The organism is Streptomyces niveiscabiei, from assembly GCF_033794345.1.
Taxonomy (GTDB): Bacteria; Actinomycetota; Actinomycetes; order Streptomycetales; family Streptomycetaceae; genus Streptomyces; species Streptomyces niveiscabiei.
This window is the reverse complement of the sequence record NZ_JARAYJ010000054.1, coordinates 1-19,849: the sequence shown is the minus strand read 5'-3', so window position 1 is coordinate 19,849 and position 19,849 is coordinate 1. Positions and strand designations below refer to the sequence as shown.

The window sequence follows — 19,849 nt, the reverse complement described above, 5'->3', positions numbered from 1 at the left end:
CATGACCACGACGACCGAGGGCCCGGGCCTCACCGACGAACTGCGGGAGTGGCAGCGCGGGCTGCGCGCCCAGTTCCCGATCATCACCGGACATCCGGAGCTGGCCTACCTGGACAGCTCGGCCACCGCCCAGAAGCCGCGGGCCGTGCTGGACGCCGTCCAGACCTACCTCACCACGTCCAACGCCAACGCCGGGCGCGGCACCTACCCGTGGGCCAACCGGACCACGGACCTGGTCGAGCAGGCCCGCGACCGGATCGGGCGGTTCCTCGCCGACCCGGCCCCGCAGCGGTCGGCCGTCCACTTCACCAGCGGCACCACCGAGGGCCTGCGCACCATCGCCCGCGACTGGCTCCCCTCGTTCCTCGCCGACGGCGACGAGATGGTCGTCCCGGTCGCCGACCACCAGGCCAACATCGCCCCCTGGCTTGAGGCTCAGCAGCTGCTGGCCGGCCAGGGGGTGCGCGTCCACGTCCGCCCGATGCCCTACCAGCGCGCCTCCGGCGACTACGACCACACCGCCCTGGCCGCCCTGGCGGGTCCGCGCACCCGGTTCGTCGCCGCCACCCACGTCCATCACGTGTACGGCGGGAACATGAACGTGCACCGCCTGCGCGAGGCGGTCGGCCCGCAGGCCGTGATCTGTCTGGACGCCGCCCAGAGCGTCGGCCATCTGCCGGTGTCCGTGGCCTCTCTGGACGTCGACTTCGTCGCCTTCTCCGGGCACAAGGCCCTGGCCCTGCCCGGCACCGGAGCGGTCTGGGCCCGCCAGGCGCGCGGTCCCGCCTTCACGCCGGGCGGCTGGGCCGGCACCCCCAACACCGCCGGCATCGCCTCGCTGGCCTGCGCGCTGGACTGGCTGGACGCGGCGGGCACCGACCGGATCGAGCGGTGGACGGTGGCCCTGGCCGCCCGCCTCACCGACGGGCTGCGCCCCCTGGAGTGCTACGAGGTCCTCGGCTGCCAGGCCAGTCTGGCCGCCGGTACGGCCGTGCAGCGGCGCCAGGGCATCGTCACCTTCCGGCACCGCGGCATCGACTCCGGCGACCTCGGCTTCATCCTCTTCAGCCACGGCTTCATGGTCCGCTCCGACAACCACTGCCAGGGGAGCGCGGGCGAGCGGACCGGTTCGGTCCGGGTGAGCCTGCATGTGTACAACACCGACGAGGAGATCGACCGGTTGCTGACCGTCCTCGCCTCGCTCGCGTGACGCGGCCCGGGAAGAGGAATGGAAACCGTTTCCACCTGTAGCCTCTGCTGCGACCGACACGGACAGGTGCGAGACGGCAAGGTGGCACGACCCGATGGGACTGAGCCTGGCGACGGCGGAGCGATGGGTGGAGCGCTGGGAGCGCCAGCAGGAGCGGTACGCCGTCGACCGTGAGGAGCGCTTCACGGTCATCGCCGACGTCGTCGAGCACATCACCGCGGGCCGCCCGGGCCGGCCCCTCGTCGTCGACCTGGGCTGCGGTCCCGGCTCGCTCGCGGCCCGGCTGGCCCGGCGGCTGCCCGGCGCGGACATCGTGGCCGTGGACCGCGACCCGCTGCTGCTGGAGCTGGCCCGCACCCACCACTCCGACGCGGCCCGCTACGTCGACGCGGACATCGGCGCGCCGGGCTGGACCGAGGCCCTGGACCTCGGGCGCCCGCTGGACGCGGCCGTGTCGACGACGGCGCTGCACTATCTGGACGCGGACGCGCTGCTGCTCACCTACCGCCGGGTCGCGGCCCTCCTGCGGCCCGGCGGCGTCCTCGTCAACGGCGACCACCTCCCGCCCGACGCCCCCGGGCTCGCCGGGGTGGCGGGGCACGTCGGGCGCCGGCACGCGGCGCGGCGGCGGGCCCACGCCCACGAGGACTGGTCCTCCTGGTGGCGGGCGGTCGCGCGCGATCCCGAGCTGGCCGACCTCCTCACCGAACGCCGCGAGCGCGAGGCCCGCGCCCGGACGGCCCCGCCCGCGCCCCTGTCCTCCGCCACGCATGTCCGGCTGCTGCGGCAGGCGGGCTTCGGGCAGGCCGGCACGGTCTGGCAGTACGGCGACAGCCATGTCGTCGTCGCCATCCGCTGACGCCCACCCCCTGGCCCCTCCGGGCTTTCCCCAACCCATTGCCACCGTTTGGTCCGGTCATGACCTTGCGGCGCGCAGGATCGTAGAGGCGACGAACGGCGGCCGACCCTCGCAACACATGCATGGATCGCTATATGTTAATGTCGCCATACGCGGCCTGGACGCAGAGCCCAGGGCACCCCGCAAGCACGAGCAAGGAGTTCCACCATGGCCACCGCCACCGAGCACCGCACCCACGACGGCCACGCCCACACCCACGGCGACGCCTGCGGCCACGTCGCCATCCCGCACGGCGACCACACCGACTACGCCCACGACGGCCACCTCCACCGCACCCACGACGACCACGTCGACGAGTGCGCCACCTCCGGGCACGCCGTCCACGAGGGGCACGACCACGAGCACGGCGACAGCTGCGGCCACGTCGCCGTACCGCACGGCGACCACACCGACTACGTGCACGACGGCCACCGCCACGCCGCCCACGAGGGGCACTGGGACGACCACTGAGCGGTGCCGTGACGGGGGAGCCGGGAATTATTGCCACATGCTAATGTCCGCATATGGAGACGATTCCCACTCCCCCGGCGGGCGAGCCGGCCGCGGACCTTCAGGCCGCCAGCGAACTGCTGCGCGCGCTGGCCTCGCCGGTGCGCCTCGGCATCGTGCGTGAGCTGTCCGGCGGCGGGAAGTACGTCCACGAGCTGGTGGACGCCCTGGGAGTGAGCCAGCCGCTGGTCTCCCAGCACCTGCGGGTGCTGCGCACCTCCCGCATCGTCACCGCCCGGCGCCAGGCCCGCGAGACCCGGTACACCCTCACCGACGACCACGTGGCACACATCGTCCTGGACGCCATCCATCACGCGCAGGAGTAGCGCCGCGTCCGGCCCGGCTTCACATGGACATGGATATCATTTTCATCTAACTTGAGGATGACGAGTCCACGAACGCCGGGAGGTGACCTGCCGTGGACGGCCGAAAGACCCGGCAGCGGACAGCGGTCATGCGCGCGCTCGCGGGCTGCCCCGACTTCGTCTCGGCCCAGGCACTGCACAACCAGCTCACCGAGGACGGCGTCCGGATCGGGCTGACCACGGTCTACCGCGCCCTGCGCGACCTGGAGGCGTCCGGCGGCGCGGACGTCGTGCGCGACGAAGCGGGCGAGCGCCTCTACCGGATCCGCCCGGCCGACGGCCACCGCCACTACCTGCTGTGCCGCACCTGCGGACGCAGCCGCCCCGTGGACTCCGACGTCGTGGAGGAGTGGGCGCGACGGGTGGCCGCCGCCACCGGCTACGCGGCAGTGCAGCACACCGTCGAACTCACCGGGATCTGCACCACGTGCCACCCTTCCGGCGACGGCAGCGGAGCGAAGAGCAGCATCAATTCTTGGCAATGATTGTCATATCGCACGATCAGTTTCGTGGTCTTGACATTCATTGCCATCTAGCCTGATGTCGGCCCGGCCCAGATCCGGCCACTTGCTCGCAAAGCCCCCGAACACCCCCGTCGTGGAGGACCCATGCCCGCGCCCCTGTCCCCGTCCCGCCGTCTGGCGGCCCTCGTCTCCGGCGCCTCGATAGCCCTGCTCGCAGGCTGCGGCAGCTCGTCGGACTCGGGAAGCGGTGCAACCGACCCGACCACCCCGGCCGCGATCCCCGTGGTCGCCTCCACCAACGTCTACGGCGACATCACCCGGCAGATCGCCGGCGACAAGGCCGCCATCACGTCGGTCATCAGCGACCCCGACCAGGACCCGCACTCCTACGAGGCCAACACCCAGAACCAGCTGGCCCTGTCCAAGGCGAAGGTCGTCATCGAGAACGGCGGCGGCTACGACGACTTCATCGGCCGCATGCTGAAGAGCGGCGGCAACTCCTCCGCCGAGGTCATCGACGCGGTACAGGTCTCCGGCCACACCGCGCCCAAGGGCGGCGAGCTCAACGAGCACGTCTGGTACGACTTCCCCGCCGTCGCGAAGATCGCCGACCGGATCGCCGCCGCCCTGGGCAAGGCCGACCCGGCGGACGCCGCCGCCTTCACCCGCAACGCCGGGGTGTTCAAGGCGAAGCTGACGCCGCTGGAGGCCAAGGAGGCGGACATCAAGAAGCGGCACGGCGGCGAGGCCATCGGCATCACCGAACCCGTGCCGCTGTACATGACCGAGGCGAGCGGGCTGGTCAACAAGACGCCCGGCGAGTTCAGCGAGGCGGTCGAGGAGGGCGACGACGTCTCCCCGAAGATCCTCCAGGAGACCCTGGCCCTCTACAGCGGCAAGCAGGTCAAGGCGCTGGTCTACAACGCGCAGACGTCCGGGCCCCAGACCCAGAAGGTCGAGGACGCCGCGAAGGCCGCGGGCGTCCCCGTCGTCCCCGTCACCGAGACCCTGCCCCAGGGCAAGGACTACCTCGGCTGGATGACCGCCAACGTCGACGCACTCGCCGACGCGCTGAACAAGTGAGGCGGCCGGCCATGGCCCCCGTACCGCGCACGGCCGGCGCCGACGCGCTGATCAGTCTGCGCGGCGGCGCGCTGTCCTACGGTGAGCGCGTGGTGTGGCAGGGCCTCGAACTCGACGTGCGCCCCGGGGAGTTCCTCGCGGTCCTGGGGCCGAACGGGGCGGGCAAGACCAGCCTGGTGAAGGCCCTGCTCGGCCGCCGGCCGCTGTCCTCGGGCACGCTGACGGTCCTGGGGCGCCCGCCCCGCGAGGCCGGCCGGCACATCGGCTACGTCCCCCAGCAGGCGACGCTGTCCGCGCACGCCGTGCTGCGCGCCCGCGACCTGGTGCGCTTCGGCATCGACGGGCACCGCTTCGGCCCCCGGCTGCGCACGGCCGGGGTCCGCCGCCGGGTGGACGAGATCCTCGCGTCCGTCGGGGCGTCGGCCTACGCCGATGTCCCCCTCGGCCTGCTGTCCGGCGGTGAACGCCAGCGCGTGCGCGTCGCGCAGGCGCTCGCCACCGACCCGAGCATCCTGCTGTGCGACGAGCCGCTGCTCTCCCTCGACCTCAACCACCAGCGCGCCGTCACCGAACTGATCGACGCCCGGCGCCGCACGCACGACACGGCCGTCGTCTTCGTCACCCACGAGATCAACCCGGTGCTGGACCTGGTGGACCGGGTGCTGTACCTGGCTCCGGGCGGCCACCGGATCGGCACCCCGGAAGAGGTCCTGACCTCCGGCTCCCTGTCCCGGCTGTACGGCACCCGGGTCGACGTCGTCCGCGTCCACGGCCGCGTCGTGGTCGTCGGCGCCCCCGACGGGCCGGACGCCCGCCCCCACCACCCGCAGGAACTCCCCGAGACCGACGGAGCCCGCCGATGACGCTCGCCGACGGGATCTGGCACCAGATCTTCAACTACGCCGACTACGGCGAACTCCTCGCCCTGGTCCGCAACTCGCTCATCGCCGGGGCCGCGCTCGGCCTGATCGGCGGCCTGGCCGGGGTGTTCGTCCTGATGCGCGACCTGCCCTTCGCGGTGCACGGCATCAGCGAGCTGTCGTTCGCCGGGGCGTCGGCGGCCCTGCTGCTGGGGGCGAACGTCGTGGCGGGCTCGATCGTCGGCTCGCTCCTCGCGGCGGGCGCGATCGGCGTCCTGGGGGCGCGGGCCCGCGACCGCAACTCGGCGATCGGCATCCTCATGCCGTTCGGCCTGGGCCTCGGGGTGCTCTTCCTCGCCCTCTACAAGGGCCGGGCGGCGAACAAGTTCGGCCTGCTGACCGGGCAGATCGTGGCCGTGGACACCCCGCAGATGGCGTGGCTGCTGGGCACCTCCGCCGTGGTCCTGGCCGCCCTGGTGGTGATGTGGCGGCCCCTGGTCTTCGCCAGTGTCGACCCGGACGTCGCCGAGGCGCGCGGGGTGCCGGTGCGGGGGCTGTCGTTCGCCTTCATGATCGTGCTCGGACTCGCCGTCGCCCTCTCGGTGCAGGTCGTCGGCGCGCTCCTGGTCCTCACCCTGGTCGTCACCCCGGCCGCTGCCGCCGCCCGGATCACCGCCTCGCCGGTGCTGCTGCCGCTGCTCAGCGTGGTGTTCGCCGTCGTCTCGATCGAGGGAGGCATCCTCCTCGCCCTGGGCAGCAGCATCCCCATCAGCCCGTACGTCACGACGATCTCGTTCACCCTCTACGTCGTGTGCCGGCTCGCGGGCACCTACCGGACCCGCCGCTGGGGGGCGAGAAGGGCGGAGCCGCGGCCGGCCTGAGACACGCCGGCCTCCGGGGGCGGCGGGGACGGGAGGGCCTCGCCGCCCGCCCGCGGCACGGGCCTGCCCAGCGGTATCATCGCCGGTTCCGGCCTGCGAAGATGCAGGGATGAGCCCGTCTTCTAGCTTCCCCGGGAGATACCGATGAGGATGCTGATCAACGTTCCGGAGACCGTGGTCGCGGACGCGTTGCGGGGGATGGCAGCCGCCCATCCCGAGCTGGTCGTGGACGTCGAGAACCGGGTGATCGTGCGGCGGGACGCGCCGGTCGCCGGAAAAGTGGCCCTGGTGTCGGGCGGCGGTTCGGGGCACGAGCCGCTGCACGGCGGTTTCGTGGGCCCCGGCATGCTGTCGGCGGCGTGTCCCGGCGAGGTCTTCACGTCCCCGGTGCCCGACCAGATGGTCCGCGCGGCGGCGGCCGTGGACAGCGGGGCCGGGGTCCTGTTCATCGTGAAGAACTACACCGGCGACGTCCTGAACTTCGACATGGCGGCCGAACTCGCCGAGGACGAGGGCATCCAGGTCGCGAAGGTCCTGGTCGACGACGACGTCGCGGTCACCGACAGCCTGTACACGGCGGGCCGGCGCGGCACCGGGGCGACCCTGTTCGTGGAGAAGATCGCGGGCGCGGCGGCCGACGAGGGCCGGCCCCTGGAGCGCGTCGAGTCGATCGCCCGGCAGGTCAACGAGAACTCCCGCAGCTTCGGCGTCGCCCTGAGCGCCTGCACCACCCCCGCCAAGGGCTCCCCCACCTTCGACCTGCCGCCGGGCGAGCTGGAGCTCGGCATCGGCATCCACGGCGAACCGGGCCGCGAGCGCCGTCCGATGATGACGTCCGGGGAGATCGCCGACTTCGCGGTCAACGCGATCCTGGAGGACCTGAACCCCCGCAACCCGGTCCTCGTCCTGGTCAACGGCATGGGCTCGACGCCGCTCCTGGAGCTGTACGGCTTCAACGCCGAGGTCCAGCGCGTCCTGGCCGCGCGCGGGGTCGCCGTCGCGCACACGCTGGTCGGCAACTACGTCACCTCGCTGGACATGGCCGGCGCGTCGGTCACCCTGTGCCAGGTCGACGAGGAGCTGCTGAGGCTGTGGAAGGCGCCGGTCAGCACGGCCGGGCTGCGCTGGGGCATGTGACCATGCTCGACGCCGACTTCTTCCGCCGCTGGCTGACCATCGCCGCCGCCTCGATCGACCGTGAGGCGGACCGGCTCACCGAGCTGGACTCGCCCATCGGGGACGCCGACCACGGCGCCAACCTGCGGCGCGGCTTCGCCGCCGTGGCCGCCGTCCTGGAGAAGGACGAGCCGGCGACGCCGCGCGCCGTCCTCCAGCTCGCCGGGCGGCAGCTCATATCCACCGTCGGCGGCGCCTCGGGGCCGCTGTACGGGACGCTGCTGCGCGGCACCGGCAAGGCCCTCGGGGACGCGCCCGAGGTGAGCGAGGCCGAGTTCGCGGCGGCGCTCAGGGCCGGGGTGGAGGCCGTGATGCGGCTCGGCGGGGCCGCGCCGGGCGACAAGACCATGGTCGACGCGCTGGTGCCGGCCGTGGAGGCGCTCGACGCCGGGTTCGCGGCGGCGCGGGCCGCGGCCGAGCGGGGGGCGGCGGCGACCGTGCCGCTCCAGGCGCGCAAGGGGCGCGCGAGTTATCTCGGTGAGCGCAGCGTGGGTCACCAGGACCCGGGGGCGACGTCGTCGGCCCTGCTGATCGCCGCGCTGGCCGACACCCGAGGGGAAGGGCAAGGGGAGGAAACGCCATGAGCGATCAGAAGCTCGTCGGGATCGTGCTGGTCTCGCACAGCGCCGCCGTCGCACAGTCCGTCGCGGACCTCGCGCGCGGTCTGGTGGGCGACGGTACGGCCGTACCCGTGGCCGCCGCCGGGGGCACCGAGGGCGGCGGGTTCGGCACCAGCGCCGCCCTGATCACGCGGGCCGCAGCCGAGGTCGACCGGGGTGCGGGGGTCGCCGTCCTCGCCGATCTCGGGAGCGCCGTCCTCACCGTCAAGGCGCTCCTGGAGGACGACGAACTGCCGCACGACATCCGCCTGTTGGACGCGCCCTTCGTGGAGGGGGCGATCGCGGCGGCGGTCACGGCGGCGACCGGCGCGGACCTGACGGCCGTGGAGGCGGCGGCCGGGGAGGCGTACGCGTACCGGAAGGTGTGACGGGCGGTCATGCGGTGGGCGGGGCGGGCGTCACGGGACGATCATGGACGCGGCATCCCCGCCCCCGTACACCTCCTGAGAGAGACCGCCATGCCCGTGCTGCCCGATCCGGCCACCCTCCACCCGATGCCCGGCCAGCCGCGTGTCGTGCTGCTGAAGCCGCTGGTCACATCCCCGCTGATCGAGGTCGGGGAGTTCTCGTACTACGACGACCCGGACGACGCGACCGCCTTCGAGACGCGCAACGTCCTCTACCACTACGGCCCGGAACGGCTGGTCATCGGCCGGTTCTGTGCCTTCGCGACCGGCGTGAGGTTCATCATGAACGGCGCCAACCACCGCCAGGACGGCCCCTCCACGTTCCCGTTCCCGACCATGGGCGGCGCCTGGGCCGACCACTTCGACCTGCTCACGGGCCTGCCGAACCGGGGCGACACGGTCGTCGGCAACGACGTGTGGCTCGGGAACGGCGTGACCGTGATGCCGGGGGTGCGGATCGGGCACGGCGCGATCGTCGCGACCGGTGCCGTCGTCACCTCCGACGTCCCCGACTACGGCATCGCCGGCGGCAACCCGGCCCGCCTGATCCGCTCCCGGTTCGGCGCCGAGGACGTGGCGAGGCTGCTGGCGCTGGCCTGGTGGGACTGGCCGCTGGAGCACATCACCGCGCACGTGCGGACGATCATGTCGGGGAGCGTCGACGAACTCGAAGCGGCGGCGCCGTAATCCGGATGCGCGCCGCCACCCGACCGGGCTAAGGTCGTTTCCATGTACGGATTCCTTCAGATCTACGGCTGACACGGCCCTCACAGCGCCCCGCGCGATGCCGCCGGGCCGCGCTTCGTCGTGTCCTGAATCCCTAGATCCGAAGTGAGTGTGATCGTCCATGTCCCGTCGCCGTGCCCATATCGCGATGGTCGGCATCCCCGCCGTCAGCCACGTCCTGCCCAGTCTCGACGTGATCCGTGAACTGGTCGCCCGCGGCCACCGCGTGACCTACGCGAACGACCCCGCCGTGGCCCACCTCATCGAGCCGACCGGCGCGGAGCTGGTCCCGTACACGTCCGTCCTCCCGGTCGCCGACAACGACTGGCCGGAGGACCCGATCGGCGCGATGTCCGTGTTCCTGGACGACGCGGTCCAGGCCCTCCCCCAGCTCCGCGTCGTCTACGACGCGGACCCGGCCGACCTCTACCTGTACGACATCGGCGCGTACCCGGCCCGCGTCCTCGCCGAGTCCCAGGGCCGCCCCCTGATGCTGTTCTCCCCGACCTTCGTGGCCTGGGAGGGGTACGAGACGGAGGTCGCCGCGCACATCTGGGCGCTGCCGGGCGCGGACGCGTACCGGGCGCGGTTCGACGCGTGGCTCAAGGAGTCCGGGGCGTCGACGCTCGCGATGGAGGAGTTCGCGGGCCGTCCGGCGCACACGGTCGCGACGATCACGCGGGCGATGCAGCCGCAGGCGGACCGCGTCGACATGTCCACGGTGACGTTCGTGGGCCCCTGCTTCGACCCCGCCGAGGGGGACTGGGCGCGCCCGGCCGACGCGGAGAACGTGCTGCTGGTGTCCCTGGGCTCGGCGCTCACGCGCCAGGCCGAGTTCTACCGGCAGTGCATCGCCGCGTTCGGTGACCTGCCCGGCTGGCACGTGGTCCTCCAGATCGGCAAGTACACCGACCCGGCGGACCTCGGGACGATCCCGGCGAACGTCGAGGTCCACTCCTGGGTGCCGCAGCGGGCGATCCTCGACCGCGCCGACGCGTTCGTCACCCACGCGGGCATGGGCGGCTGCGGCGAGGGCCTCCTCGCCGGGGTCCCGATGATCGCCGTCCCGCAGGCGACCGACCAGTTCATGAACGCGGACCGGCTGGTCGAGCTGGGCATCGCCCGCCGCCTCGACACGGCGGACGCGACGGCCGAGGCCCTGCGCGGTGCCCTGCTGGAGCTGACCTCCGACCCCGAAGTGGCGCGCAGGTCGGCGGAGTTGAGGGACGCGGCCCGCAAGGAAGGGGGGACGGGCCGGGCGGCTGACCTCGTCGAGGAGCTGATCTAGCTCCGGACGAACAGCTTCGCGAGCCGCTCCCCCACCGCCAGCGCCTCCGCCCTGTCCTCGATCGGCTTGACCCGTGAGTCCTTGAAGACGATGTACGTCACCCCCGAGGACACACCCCCGGTGCGCGGGTCCGCCGGGATGCCGAGGGCCTTGGCGGTGGCGTAGGACGCCTCGCCGATGATGTCGTCGGGTCCGGTGTCGCCCACCACGGCGTACTGGACCCGGCCCCGGTAGATCACGGCGGCGACGGAACCGGCGTGCACCCCGCTGTCCCGGTGGTTCCAGGTGGCGCTCTTCATGGGGACGACGATGTAGGGCAGGGTCTCCGCGCTGAGCTGGCGTCCGTCGGACTGCTGGAAGGCGGTGACCGGCGCGAACAGCGGATCGGCGGCCCGGTTGCAGTGCCGGCCGGGGCGCCCGTCGCAGTCGATGTCCATGTCGGCCTTCCAGAACACGGCGTCGCGGGTCCCGCAGACGGGTACGGTGCGCCGCGCGCCGTCGTCCGTACGGTACTTGCCGCGCGAGACGGGGTCGCAGCCCCGCACCTTGGCCAGCAGGTCGGCCGCCGCGACGGGGCCCTCGGAGGTGGGCAGGCCGAACGCCTGGGGGACGGCGGGCGAGGTCGGGGCGAGCAGGGCGAGGCAGGCGACGGCGAGTGTCAACGACTGGGGACGCACGTAGAGAAACCCTCTCCGCGGGGGGACTTTGACGGACACTCAGGTAAATCTGGCGGCCTCCCGCCACCTCGGCCACCTCAAGGGGGCCGTACGGTGCACGCGCGCTGACGGCCCGGCAGAAGGGCCGGGTGCCCGGTTGCGCCGTACGAAGGAATCCGTCACCTGCCCGGCGGCTCCCGGGGTGCGTGCCCCGGGCGGGCCGCTTTGGCTTGCCGCATGCGCACACTTCAGCTTCTTGTCGGTGCCGGGGCGAGCGCGGCGGCCGTCGCGCTGGCCGCGGGTCCGGCGTTCGCGGCCGGGATCTCGGTGAGTACGACGGGGTCGACGGTGTCGGTGGTGACCAGCACCTGTATCAGCCAGGTGAGCGGCAACTACGGCACCGCGTCCCTGCTGACCAGCAGCCAGACCAGCTTCAGCCAGGGCCGGCAGGTGGCGCTGTCGGGGACGACGGTGAGCCAGTCGGCGGCGTGGACGAGTGTCACGCCCGGCACGTACACGGTGATGGTCCACTGCGCGGACGGCCGCAACGCCGGGTCCCAGACGATCATCGTGTCCGCGTCGACGACCCCGACCGCCTCCTCGACCACCGCGCCCACGCGGGGTGTCCTCGGGGGGATCGGGGGCGGGATCAAGGACTACGGCACGGTCACGCTCGCGGCGGGCGGGGCGCTGACCGGGCTCGGGGTGGTGGCGGCGGGGTGGTTCCTGCGGCGCCGGCGCCGGCCGTACCGGCTCTGAATCAGGCGTCCCCTTCGGGGACTTCTGCCAGTACTTCCGTGAGCCAGCTGATCCAGAACGTCTCCAGGGCGATGCCCGCGCGCAGGACCAGGTGCTGGAGCCTGGCCTGCGCGCTGTCGTCTCCGGGCGGGAAGTCGCGGGTCTCGATCTGCTCGTACTCTGCCAACTGGCGTTGGTGCAGGGCGAGATGGCGAGCGAGGTCGGCTGCGAGGCCGGCCGTGCCGACGACGGCCGCTGCGCGCAGGCGCAGGAAGGTGGCGTCGCGGTGGGGTTTGGGGTCCTGGGGTGCGGCGGTCCAGCGGGCGAGTTCGGCGCGGCCCTCGGGGAGGACCTCGTAGGACTTCTTCTGGCCGCGTGCGGGGGTGGCGGAGGGGAGGGTGCGGATGTGGCCCTCCGCCTCCAGTTTTCCCAGCTCGCGGTAGATCTGCTGGTGCGTGGCCGACCAGAAGTATCCGATCGACCGGTCGAACCGGCGGGTCAGCTCCAGCCCTGACGAGGGTTTTTCGAGCAGGGCGGTGAGGATCGCGTGCGGGAGTGACATGCGGTCATCCTAGGGAGAGCGTCAGAGGGCGGCGGCGATCTCCGTGCCCTGCTTGATCGCCCGTTTCGCGTCGAGTTCGGCGGCGACGTCGGCGCCGCCGATCAGGTGCGGTGTACGGCCCGCGGCCACCAGCGCGTCGTAGAGGTCCCGGCGGGGTTCCTGTCCGGTGCACAGGACGACCGTGTCGACCTCCAGGACCGTGCTGTGGCCGTCGACGGTGATGTGGAGGCCGGTGTCGTCGATGCGGTCGTAGGTCGCGCCGGGGGTCATGGTGACGCCCCGGTGCTTGAGTTCGGTGCGGTGGATCCAGCCCGTGGTCTTGCCGAGGCCCGCGCCGACCTTGGTGTGCTTGCGCTGGAGGAGGTGGACCGTGCGGGGCGGGGTGGGGCGGTCGGGGGTGGTGAGGCCGCCGGGGGTGGTGTGGTCGGGGTCGACGCCCCAGGCGCGGAAGTAGGTCGCCGGGTTCTCGTGGGCCTTGTCGCCGCTGTCGGTGAGGTGTTCGGCGACGTCGAAGCCGATGCCGCCCGCGCCGAGGATGGCGACGCGGTCGCCGACGGGGGCGTCGTCGCGCAGGACGTCGAGGTAGCCGAGGACGCTGGGGTGGTCGACGCCCTCGATGTCGGGGACGCGGGGGACGACTCCGGTGGCGACCACGATCTCGTCGTAGCCGGTCAAGTCGTCCGCTTCGACGCGGGTGTTGAGGCGTACGTCGACCTGATGGGCCGTCAACTGGTGGGCGTAGTAGCGGATCGTCTCGTCGAACTCCTGCTTGCCGGGGACCTTGCGGGCCACGTTGAGCTGGCCGCCGATCTCGTTCGCGGCGTCGAACAGGGTGACTCCATGGCCGCGTTGAGCCGCCGTGACCGCGCAGGCGAGGCCCGCCGGGCCGGCGCCGACGACCGCGACGCGTTTGCGCAGGCGGGTCGGGGACAGGGTCAGTTCGGTCTCGTGGCAGGCGCGGGGGTTGACCAGGCAGGAGGTGATCTTTCCGCTGAACGTGTGGTCCAGGCAGGCCTGGTTGCAGCCGATGCAGGTGTTGATGGCCTCGGGGGTGCCGGCCGCCGCCTTGTTCACGAACTCCGGGTCGGCGAGCATCGGACGGGCCATCGAGACCATGTCGGCGACGCCGTCGGCGAGCAACTCCTCGGCGAGTTCCGGGGTGTTGATGCGGTTGGTGGTGACGAGGGGGATCGTCACCTCGCCCATGAGCTTCTTCGTGACGAACGTGTACGCGCCGCGCGGCACCGACGTCGCGATGGTCGGGATGCGGGCCTCGTGCCAGCCGATGCCGGTGTTGATGAGGGTGGCGCCGGCCGCCTCGACCGCCTTCGCGAGGGTGATCACCTCGTCGAACGTGGAGCCGCCGGGGACGAGGTCGAGCATGGAGAGGCGGTAGATCAGGATGAAGTCCTCGCCGACGGCCTCGCGGACGCGCCGGACGATCTCGACGGGGAACCGGACGCGGTTCTCGTACGGGCCTCCCCATTCGTCGGTGCGGTGGTTGGTGGGGGCGGCGATGAACTCGTTGATGAGGTAGCCCTCGGAGCCCATGATCTCGACGCCGTCGTACCCCGCCGCGCGGGCGAGGCGGGCCGTGCGGACGTAGTCGTCGATGGTCCTCTCGACCTCGGCGGCCGTGAGTTCGCGGGGCGTGTGGGGGCTGATCGGGGCCTTGACCGCGCTGGGGGCGACCAGGTCGGGGTGGTAGGCGTACCGGCCGAAGTGCAGGATCTGGAGAGCGATCCGCCCACCCTCCGCGTGCACGGCGTCGGTGATCCCCCGGTGCCGGTCCGCCTCCTCGTCGGTGGTGAGTTTGGCGCCTCCCGGATACGGGCGGCCCTCGTCGTTGGGGGCGATACCGCCGGTGACGATGAGCCCCACTCCCCCGCGGGCGCGTTCCGCGTAGAAGGCGGCCATCCGCTCGAAGCCGCGCTCGGCCTCCTCCAGGCCGACGTGCATCGAGCCCATGAGGACGCGGTTGGGCAGCGTGGTGAAGCCCAGGTCGAGCGGGCTCAGCAGATGCGGGTAGCGACTGGGACTCATGGCGCCCTCCTTCGGGGGTGTGCCCCTCCGTTGTAGAGGGCCGGATGCCATTATGCAACTAGTTGCAAAAGAGACTCGCCGCGAGGGTGGACTCCCGTCCGCCAACATTGACGCCATGAACATCAAAAGTGACGGCACGGACCACGAGAACGACCTCGTCGCGCGCAACGTCCGCCGGTTCCGGCTCGAACGGGCCATGTCTCTGGGGGAGTTGGCCCGGCGCTCGGGACTGTCCAAGCAGACGCTCTCGAAGATCGAGCAGGGCTCCGGCAACCCGACGGTCGAGACGCTCTCCCTGCTCGGCGCCGCGCTGGACGTCCCGGCCCGTCGCCTGCTCACCGAGTGGGGCATGCCCGTCCACGTCCAGCGCCACGACGAGGGCGAGTGGTCCGCCGCCGGCAACTGGTCCGAGCGCCTCCTGGACGAGGTGTACGGCTCGGGCTACGTCCGCACCCTGGTCCTGCGCCTCGAACGCGCGGCGGGCCGGCCCGAGCCCATCGCCCCGCACGCACCCGGCACGCTCCACCACATCTACGTCATCACCGGCAGGCTCCGCACCGGCCCGCTCACCGAGCCGGTCGACCTCGCGGCCGGCGACTTCGCCCGCTTCCCCGGGGACGTCCCGCACCAGCACGCGTGCCTGACGGACCGGGTGGTCGCCCACATGGTCACGACCCTGCCGCAGGTCCGGCAGATCAGCTCCACGGCCCTGAAGGGCGGGCCGAGGTGATCACCGCCCCGGAGAGGAGGCGCGGCGCCGTGCCGCGGAAGAGCTGACGCCCACCGCCCGCGACCCCCGCGACGCCGCCCGCCCCTCGGCGCCCCGTCAGCCGGTGACGCGGATCTCCAGGAGCACCGTCGGCGGCTTGCCGATGCCCTCGCCGACGCCCTGGAAGTCGTTCTTCGGAACGTCGACGGTCTCGGTCTGGCCCTCGGCGCTCAGTTCGACGCGGACCGGGTGGCTCTCGGTCTGGACGGCGAAGACGTCGGCGAGTTCGAGGGTGAGGAACCCGGTGGCCGATGTCGCCGCGAAGCAGAAGTCCCCGGTGCCGGCCCGGGACAGGACCTTGATCTGGTCGGCCGCGTCGTCGCAGGCCACCAGGGTGATGCGGCCGTCGCCCCGGACCAGCTTGATGCCCTGCTCGGCCTGGATGCGGGCCGCGTCCGGGTAGGCGAAGCTCTCCACCGCGTAGGGCGGTTCGTCCCCGGCGGCGGGTGCCGCCTTGGGCGCGGCGATGGCGAGCGCGGCGCCCCCGGTGAGCGCGACGCCGACCCCGGCGCCGGCGATGAGGATTTTCTGAGCGCGGGAAATCACCATGGATTCCTTCCGGTGTGGGAATAGGAGTGCACGAAAACGGGCCGTTCAGGGGGAAATTCTCCGATACGGCATCACGCCGGTTCCACCCACCGCGCTTTACGTTCCATTGGCATGATTCCCCCGTGTTCGACCGTGTCGATCTCGGCCACGATCGTACGTCATCAAGCCTTCATCCAGGTGGGAGAGCACGTATTCTCCGGATGGCCCCGGCGCTCCGGGGTCCTGACTTCCTGTGGAAAAGAAAGGATTTGACCCCGTCTTGACACACAGATACAGAACACACGCATCCAGAACGCACGGATACAGAACATACGGAATACGTAATTCCGCACGAGCGCTCTGTCTCACTCTTCTCCTCGCCCTGTTCGCGGGTGTCCTCGCGACGCCCGCGCAGGCGGCCGTGCCGCCGGATCCCGGCGAGCCGGTCGGCACGGACCACATCCCCGGCACGCCCCGGGGCGACGTACTGCGGGCCTGGAAGACCGGCGGGCCGGGCGTCAGGGCCGCGGCGGAGGCCGCGCTGCTGGGCTCGGACGCACAGGTGCGCGCGTTCCTCGACAGCGAACGGGCCGTCGCCGAGCTGTCCGACGACCGCGTGGCCACCGTGCAGATCTTCTCGGCGGGCGGCCGGGGCGTCCGGGAGGCCGCCGAACGCGCCCTGGCCGGGACACCCGCCGACCTCGACGCGTTCATCGCGTCGGGCTGGCGGGCGCCGCTGGAGCAGGACCAGCGGGTGCGCGCCACGCAGATCATCAGCGCGGGCGGCCCCGAGGTGAAGAGCGCGGGCCAGGCCGCTCTGGAGGGCACCGCCGAGGACGTACAGCGGTTCATCACCGACGAGCAGTACGACGCCCGCCGCAACGACGAGCGGGTGGAGGTCGTGCAGATCCTGTCCGCCGGCGGACCCGCGACGCGTGAGGCCGCGCAGGTCGCGCTCGACGGGACGCCGGAGGACGTGACCGAGTTCCTGGAGGTGGGGCGGTACATCGCGCTCTCCCGTGACCAGGAGCTGGCCACGATCGAGGACCTGGTGAAGCTGGTCGAGGAGTCCGGCCGGCTCGCGAAGGTGGAGACCGAGGCGGCGAAGGAGGCCTCCGCGCGGGCGATCGCGGCGACGAAGCTCGCCAAGGAGGCGGCGCAGAAGGCCGCCGCCGAGACCGCCGCCGCGAAGGAGGACGCGACCAAGGCGTCCAACGCGGCGGGCCGCGCCGCCGACGCCGCGAACGGTGCCGCGAAGGCCGCGCAGGAGGCGATCAGCGCGTCCCGGGCGGCCAACACCTCGGCCCGGATCGCGGCCAACGCCGCCGCCCAGGCCGCGTCCGCCGCGTCCGCCGCCGCCCAGTCGGCCGCGAGCGCGCGCAGTGCCGCCGCCGACGCGGCCACCGACGCCACCAAGGCGTCGGCCGCCCGCAAGGCCGCCGAGGGCGCGTACGCGGCGGCCAAGGGCGCGGAGACCGCCGCGAAGGCCGCCGACCAGGCGGCGATCGCCGCCGACGAGTCCGGGAAGGCGGCGCTGGCCGCCGCCGGCGCGGGCACCAACGCCGACCTGGCCGCGGCGGCGGCACAGGCCGCCAGCGGTCACGCCAACGTCTCCAGCGCGCAGGCCCAGCGGGCGAGCGCGGCGGCGGCCGAGGCACGCCGCCAGGCGGCCGAGGCGACCCGCGCGGCCAACCGTGCCGTCGCGCTCGCGGCGAAGGCAGGCAAGGCCGCCCGCGCGGCCCGGGACGCCGCCAACTCGGCGGCGGTGCACGCCCGCAACGCCGGCAAGGCCGCCGAGGAGGCCGCCGACCACGCCGGTGACGCCGCCACGGCCGCGACCGAGTCGACCAAGCACGCGGCCGAGGCGAAGAAGGCCGCCGACGCGGCGAGCACGGCCGTCGTCGAGGCCAAGGCCACCTACGACGTCGCCCGCGAGGTCGAGGCGGCGGAGCTGGCCGACCGCCGCTACGCCGACGTCGAGCAGGCCAAGGCGCTCAAGCGCGCCGACACCGAGCGCACGACGCGTGAGCAGCAGGCGGCGACGGCAGCTCGGGCGGCCGACGAGGAGGCGCGGTCCCTTGCGGAGGAGGTCACCGCGCCGGGCGCCGATCTGACACTGATCGCCGGCAAGGCCCGCAAGGTCGCGCTGCACATCGCGCAGACGCGCGGGCCCTGGAGCGTCACCACCGCCGAGGCGGCGCTCGCCGGTTCGGACGCGCTGGTCGTCGAATACGTCAGGACCGGGCTGCCGGAGGCCGTACGGCGCGACGAGTACGCGCGCACCGTCAACCTGGCCTGGGAGTCGGAGTACGCGGCGGTCCGCACGGCCGCGAAGACGGCCCTGAACGGTGACGCGGCGCGGATCAGCGCGTTCATCGCGACCGGCCAGCACCAGGCGGCCCGGGACGACTACCGGATCCGGATCACGCAGCTGATCACCGGTGCCGGTCCCGGGGTGAAGAAGGCGGGGCAGGCCGCTCTGGACTCCGCTTCGACGGACGCGATGCGGGAGTTCGTCCACACCGGGTACTACACGGCCCGCACCAGCGACGAGCGAGTCCGCGCCGTACAGCTGTACAGCGCGGGCGGCCCCGAGCTGAAGGCCGCCGCCGACGTCGCGCTGGCCGGTCCGCCGGAGGTGCTGCACCGGTTCGTCGAGGTCGACCAGTACCGGGCGGTGCGCAAGGACCGGCTGACCGCGACCCACGTGTCCCGGCTCCAGGGCATGATCGCCGGGGCGGCGCGGGTGGCCGCGACGGCTCAGCAGAACGCCCTGCTCGCCGCGAAGGTGGCGGCCGAGGCCCGCAAGGCCGCCGAGGACGCGGCCCGGTACGAGCAGCAGGCCAAGGAGTCGGCCGCCGAGGCCGGCGAGTACGCCCGGCAGGCGGACGCGCACGCCGACGCGGCGGAGAAGTCCGCGGCCGAGGCGGCGGCGTCCGCGCGGACAGCGCGGGCCGCCGAGGCCGACGCGAAGGCCGCCGTGGTGCGCGCCGACGTGTCGGCGGGCCAGGCCCGCTCCTCGGCCGCCGCCGCGCAGGTCTCGGCGAGCGACGCGTGGGCGGCGGCCGACGCCGCGTACGCGTCGAAGATCGCGGCCGGTGAGGACGCCGCCGCGGCGAGCAAGGCGGCGACGCAGGCCGGCGAGGTCGCGTTCCGCAAGCTCCAGGAGGAGATCCGGCAGCACTTCGCCGAGGCCGCGGCCGAGGCGGAGGAGTTCGGACTGCTCGCGGAGGACGAGGAGTTCGCCGCGTACATGGCCGAACTGGAGGACATCGACTGGGGGCAGGTCCTCTCCGAGGGCGGCCACTTCACCCTCGACGTCCTCGGTCTGATCCCCGGCTTCGGCGAGGCCGCCGACGGCGCCAACTGCCTGTGGTACGCCGGTGAGGGCAACGCGATCGACGCGGGCCTGTCCTGCGCCGGCATGGTGCCGTTCGCCGGATGGGGCGCGGCCGGGGTCAAGGGCGGCAAGTGGCTGACCAAGGCGGACGACTTCTTCCGCCGGCTGTTCGGCAAGACGCCGCAGTTCCCGGTGTGCGTCCGGCCGCTGGCCCGGGCCGCGCTCGCGGCGGGGACCTCCTGCCCGACCAACTTCCAGAACCTGGGCAACGACATCTTCCAGTCGCCCGGCGGCCTCGTCTACATGCCGCAGGGCAACTCCCACCGCATCGACCACATCATGGAGCACACCCGGCCCAACCCGGACAAGCCGCTGCACGGCGTCTTCGTCAACAAGGGCCAGGACGAGGTGCTGGGACTGATCGACGACGCGTGGGAGCGCGTCAAGGGCCAGACGCCTCAGGTCAGCGCGGGCAACAAGGTCTTCGCCGCCGAGTACGCCGAGGCCATCGGCGAGGGCGGGGAGAAGTTCCTGTGCATCGTGACCCGGTACAAGAGCAAGAAGTACCGCGTCATCACCGCGTACCCGTCGGCGTCGGCGACGTGTCCGCGGACGTGACCTGATCCCGTCGGGGGGGGGGGGGGGGGGGGGCCCCCCGCCCCCCCCCCCCCCCCCGATAACCACATAAACACACATAACCCCAAGACACACCCCCCCCCCCACGC

Annotated in this window: 20 protein-coding genes; 16 read left to right on the top strand and 4 right to left on the bottom strand. The window is 72.7% G+C overall.

The genetic code is table 11. The annotated features are described in order from the left end of the window. Nucleotide 1 precedes the first annotated feature (1 nt). From PV682_RS40370 to PV682_RS40310, 13 genes are all read left to right on the top strand, one after another. The gene (locus PV682_RS40370; protein ID WP_319737427.1) at nucleotides 2-1,210 is read left to right on the top strand and encodes an aminotransferase class V-fold PLP-dependent enzyme; all 1,209 of its coding nucleotides are present in this window, start codon (nucleotides 2-4) and stop codon (nucleotides 1,208-1,210) included. Nucleotides 1,211-1,304: 94 nt separating this feature from the next. After that, nucleotides 1,305-2,069: a class I SAM-dependent methyltransferase gene (locus tag PV682_RS40365; RefSeq protein ID WP_319737426.1), complete on the top strand. Its 765-nt coding sequence runs from the start codon at nucleotides 1,305-1,307 to the stop codon at nucleotides 2,067-2,069. Nucleotides 2,070-2,276: 207 nt separating this feature from the next. Next, the gene (locus PV682_RS40360) at nucleotides 2,277-2,579 is read left to right on the top strand and encodes a hypothetical protein (protein ID WP_319737425.1); all 303 of its coding nucleotides are present in this window, start codon (nucleotides 2,277-2,279) and stop codon (nucleotides 2,577-2,579) included. 53 nt (nucleotides 2,580-2,632) lie between these two features. Continuing rightward, the gene (locus PV682_RS40355) at nucleotides 2,633-2,944 is read left to right on the top strand and encodes an ArsR/SmtB family transcription factor (protein ID WP_055720305.1); all 312 of its coding nucleotides are present in this window, start codon (nucleotides 2,633-2,635) and stop codon (nucleotides 2,942-2,944) included. A gap of 92 nt (nucleotides 2,945-3,036) precedes the next feature. Continuing rightward, nucleotides 3,037-3,468, top strand: coding sequence for a Fur family transcriptional regulator (locus PV682_RS40350; protein ID WP_407705822.1), 432 nt, complete (start codon nucleotides 3,037-3,039; stop codon nucleotides 3,466-3,468). Nucleotides 3,469-3,591: 123 nt separating this feature from the next. Then, the gene (locus PV682_RS40345) at nucleotides 3,592-4,530 is read left to right on the top strand and encodes a metal ABC transporter solute-binding protein, Zn/Mn family (RefSeq protein WP_319737423.1); all 939 of its coding nucleotides are present in this window, start codon (nucleotides 3,592-3,594) and stop codon (nucleotides 4,528-4,530) included. A gap of 11 nt (nucleotides 4,531-4,541) precedes the next feature. After that, nucleotides 4,542-5,393 carry a metal ABC transporter ATP-binding protein gene (locus PV682_RS40340; protein ID WP_319737422.1) on the top strand — a complete coding sequence of 284 codons (852 nt, stop codon included), beginning with the start codon at nucleotides 4,542-4,544 and terminating at the stop codon, nucleotides 5,391-5,393. Then, nucleotides 5,390-6,271: a metal ABC transporter permease gene (locus PV682_RS40335; RefSeq protein ID WP_319737421.1), complete on the top strand. Its 882-nt coding sequence runs from the start codon at nucleotides 5,390-5,392 to the stop codon at nucleotides 6,269-6,271. Before PV682_RS40340 ends, PV682_RS40335 begins: the two co-directional genes overlap by 4 nt. A gap of 144 nt (nucleotides 6,272-6,415) precedes the next feature. Continuing rightward, nucleotides 6,416-7,408, top strand: a complete 993-nt coding sequence (dhaK, locus tag PV682_RS40330; protein ID WP_319737419.1) for a dihydroxyacetone kinase subunit DhaK — start codon at nucleotides 6,416-6,418, stop codon at nucleotides 7,406-7,408. Nucleotides 7,409-7,410: 2 nt separating this feature from the next. Beyond that, entirely contained in the window at nucleotides 7,411-8,031 is a 621-nt protein-coding gene (gene dhaL / locus PV682_RS40325) for a dihydroxyacetone kinase subunit DhaL (RefSeq protein WP_319737450.1), read from the top strand. Then, nucleotides 8,028-8,435 (top strand): dihydroxyacetone kinase phosphoryl donor subunit DhaM, encoded by a 408-nt coding sequence (dhaM, locus tag PV682_RS40320; RefSeq protein WP_109361226.1) that lies wholly within the window; start codon nucleotides 8,028-8,030, stop codon nucleotides 8,433-8,435. The genes dhaL and dhaM overlap by 4 nt, the downstream gene beginning before the upstream one ends. Nucleotides 8,436-8,525: 90 nt before the next feature. Continuing rightward, nucleotides 8,526-9,161 carry a CatB-related O-acetyltransferase gene (locus PV682_RS40315; protein ID WP_319737415.1) on the top strand — a complete coding sequence of 212 codons (636 nt, stop codon included), beginning with the start codon at nucleotides 8,526-8,528 and terminating at the stop codon, nucleotides 9,159-9,161. Nucleotides 9,162-9,321: 160 nt separating this feature from the next. Then, nucleotides 9,322-10,488, top strand: a complete 1,167-nt coding sequence (locus tag PV682_RS40310; protein ID WP_319737413.1) for a macrolide family glycosyltransferase — start codon at nucleotides 9,322-9,324, stop codon at nucleotides 10,486-10,488. On the opposite strand, the gene PV682_RS40305 is transcribed toward PV682_RS40310, so the two are convergent. Further along, on the bottom strand, nucleotides 10,485-11,165 hold the full coding sequence (locus PV682_RS40305) for a glycoside hydrolase family 75 protein (RefSeq protein WP_319737410.1): 681 nt from the start codon (nucleotides 11,163-11,165) through the stop codon (nucleotides 10,485-10,487). The two genes, PV682_RS40310 and PV682_RS40305, sit on opposite strands and share 4 nt — an antisense overlap. 216 nt (nucleotides 11,166-11,381) lie before the next feature. Here PV682_RS40305 and PV682_RS40300 point away from each other — a divergent pair, with 216 nt between their 5' ends. Further along, nucleotides 11,382-11,903 carry a hypothetical protein gene (locus PV682_RS40300; RefSeq protein WP_319737408.1) on the top strand — a complete coding sequence of 174 codons (522 nt, stop codon included), beginning with the start codon at nucleotides 11,382-11,384 and terminating at the stop codon, nucleotides 11,901-11,903. Nucleotide 11,904: 1 nt separating this feature from the next. Here PV682_RS40300 and PV682_RS40295 read toward each other — a convergent pair whose 3' ends face one another. Beyond that, nucleotides 11,905-12,444, bottom strand: a complete 540-nt coding sequence (locus PV682_RS40295; protein ID WP_319737406.1) for a PadR family transcriptional regulator — start codon at nucleotides 12,442-12,444, stop codon at nucleotides 11,905-11,907. 21 nt (nucleotides 12,445-12,465) lie between these two features. Further along, the gene (locus tag PV682_RS40290; RefSeq protein WP_319737404.1) at nucleotides 12,466-14,487 is read right to left on the bottom strand and encodes an NADPH-dependent 2,4-dienoyl-CoA reductase; all 2,022 of its coding nucleotides are present in this window, start codon (nucleotides 14,485-14,487) and stop codon (nucleotides 12,466-12,468) included. A 115-nt stretch (nucleotides 14,488-14,602) separates the two neighbouring features. Between PV682_RS40290 and PV682_RS40285 the strand changes: the two genes are divergently transcribed. After that, entirely contained in the window at nucleotides 14,603-15,217 is a 615-nt protein-coding gene (locus PV682_RS40285; protein ID WP_319737403.1) for a helix-turn-helix domain-containing protein, read from the top strand. Between the two features lie 96 nt (nucleotides 15,218-15,313). Here the strand turns inward: PV682_RS40285 and PV682_RS40280 are convergent, their stop codons facing one another. Further along, nucleotides 15,314-15,805 (bottom strand): hypothetical protein, encoded by a 492-nt coding sequence (locus tag PV682_RS40280; protein WP_319737401.1) that lies wholly within the window; start codon nucleotides 15,803-15,805, stop codon nucleotides 15,314-15,316. A 400-nt stretch (nucleotides 15,806-16,205) separates the two neighbouring features. Here PV682_RS40280 and PV682_RS40275 point away from each other — a divergent pair, with 400 nt between their 5' ends. Beyond that, complete coding sequence (locus PV682_RS40275; RefSeq protein WP_319737400.1) at nucleotides 16,206-19,742, top strand: ALF repeat-containing protein; 3,537 nt, start codon at nucleotides 16,206-16,208, stop codon at nucleotides 19,740-19,742. The last annotated feature ends 107 nt before the right edge of the window (nucleotides 19,743-19,849 follow it).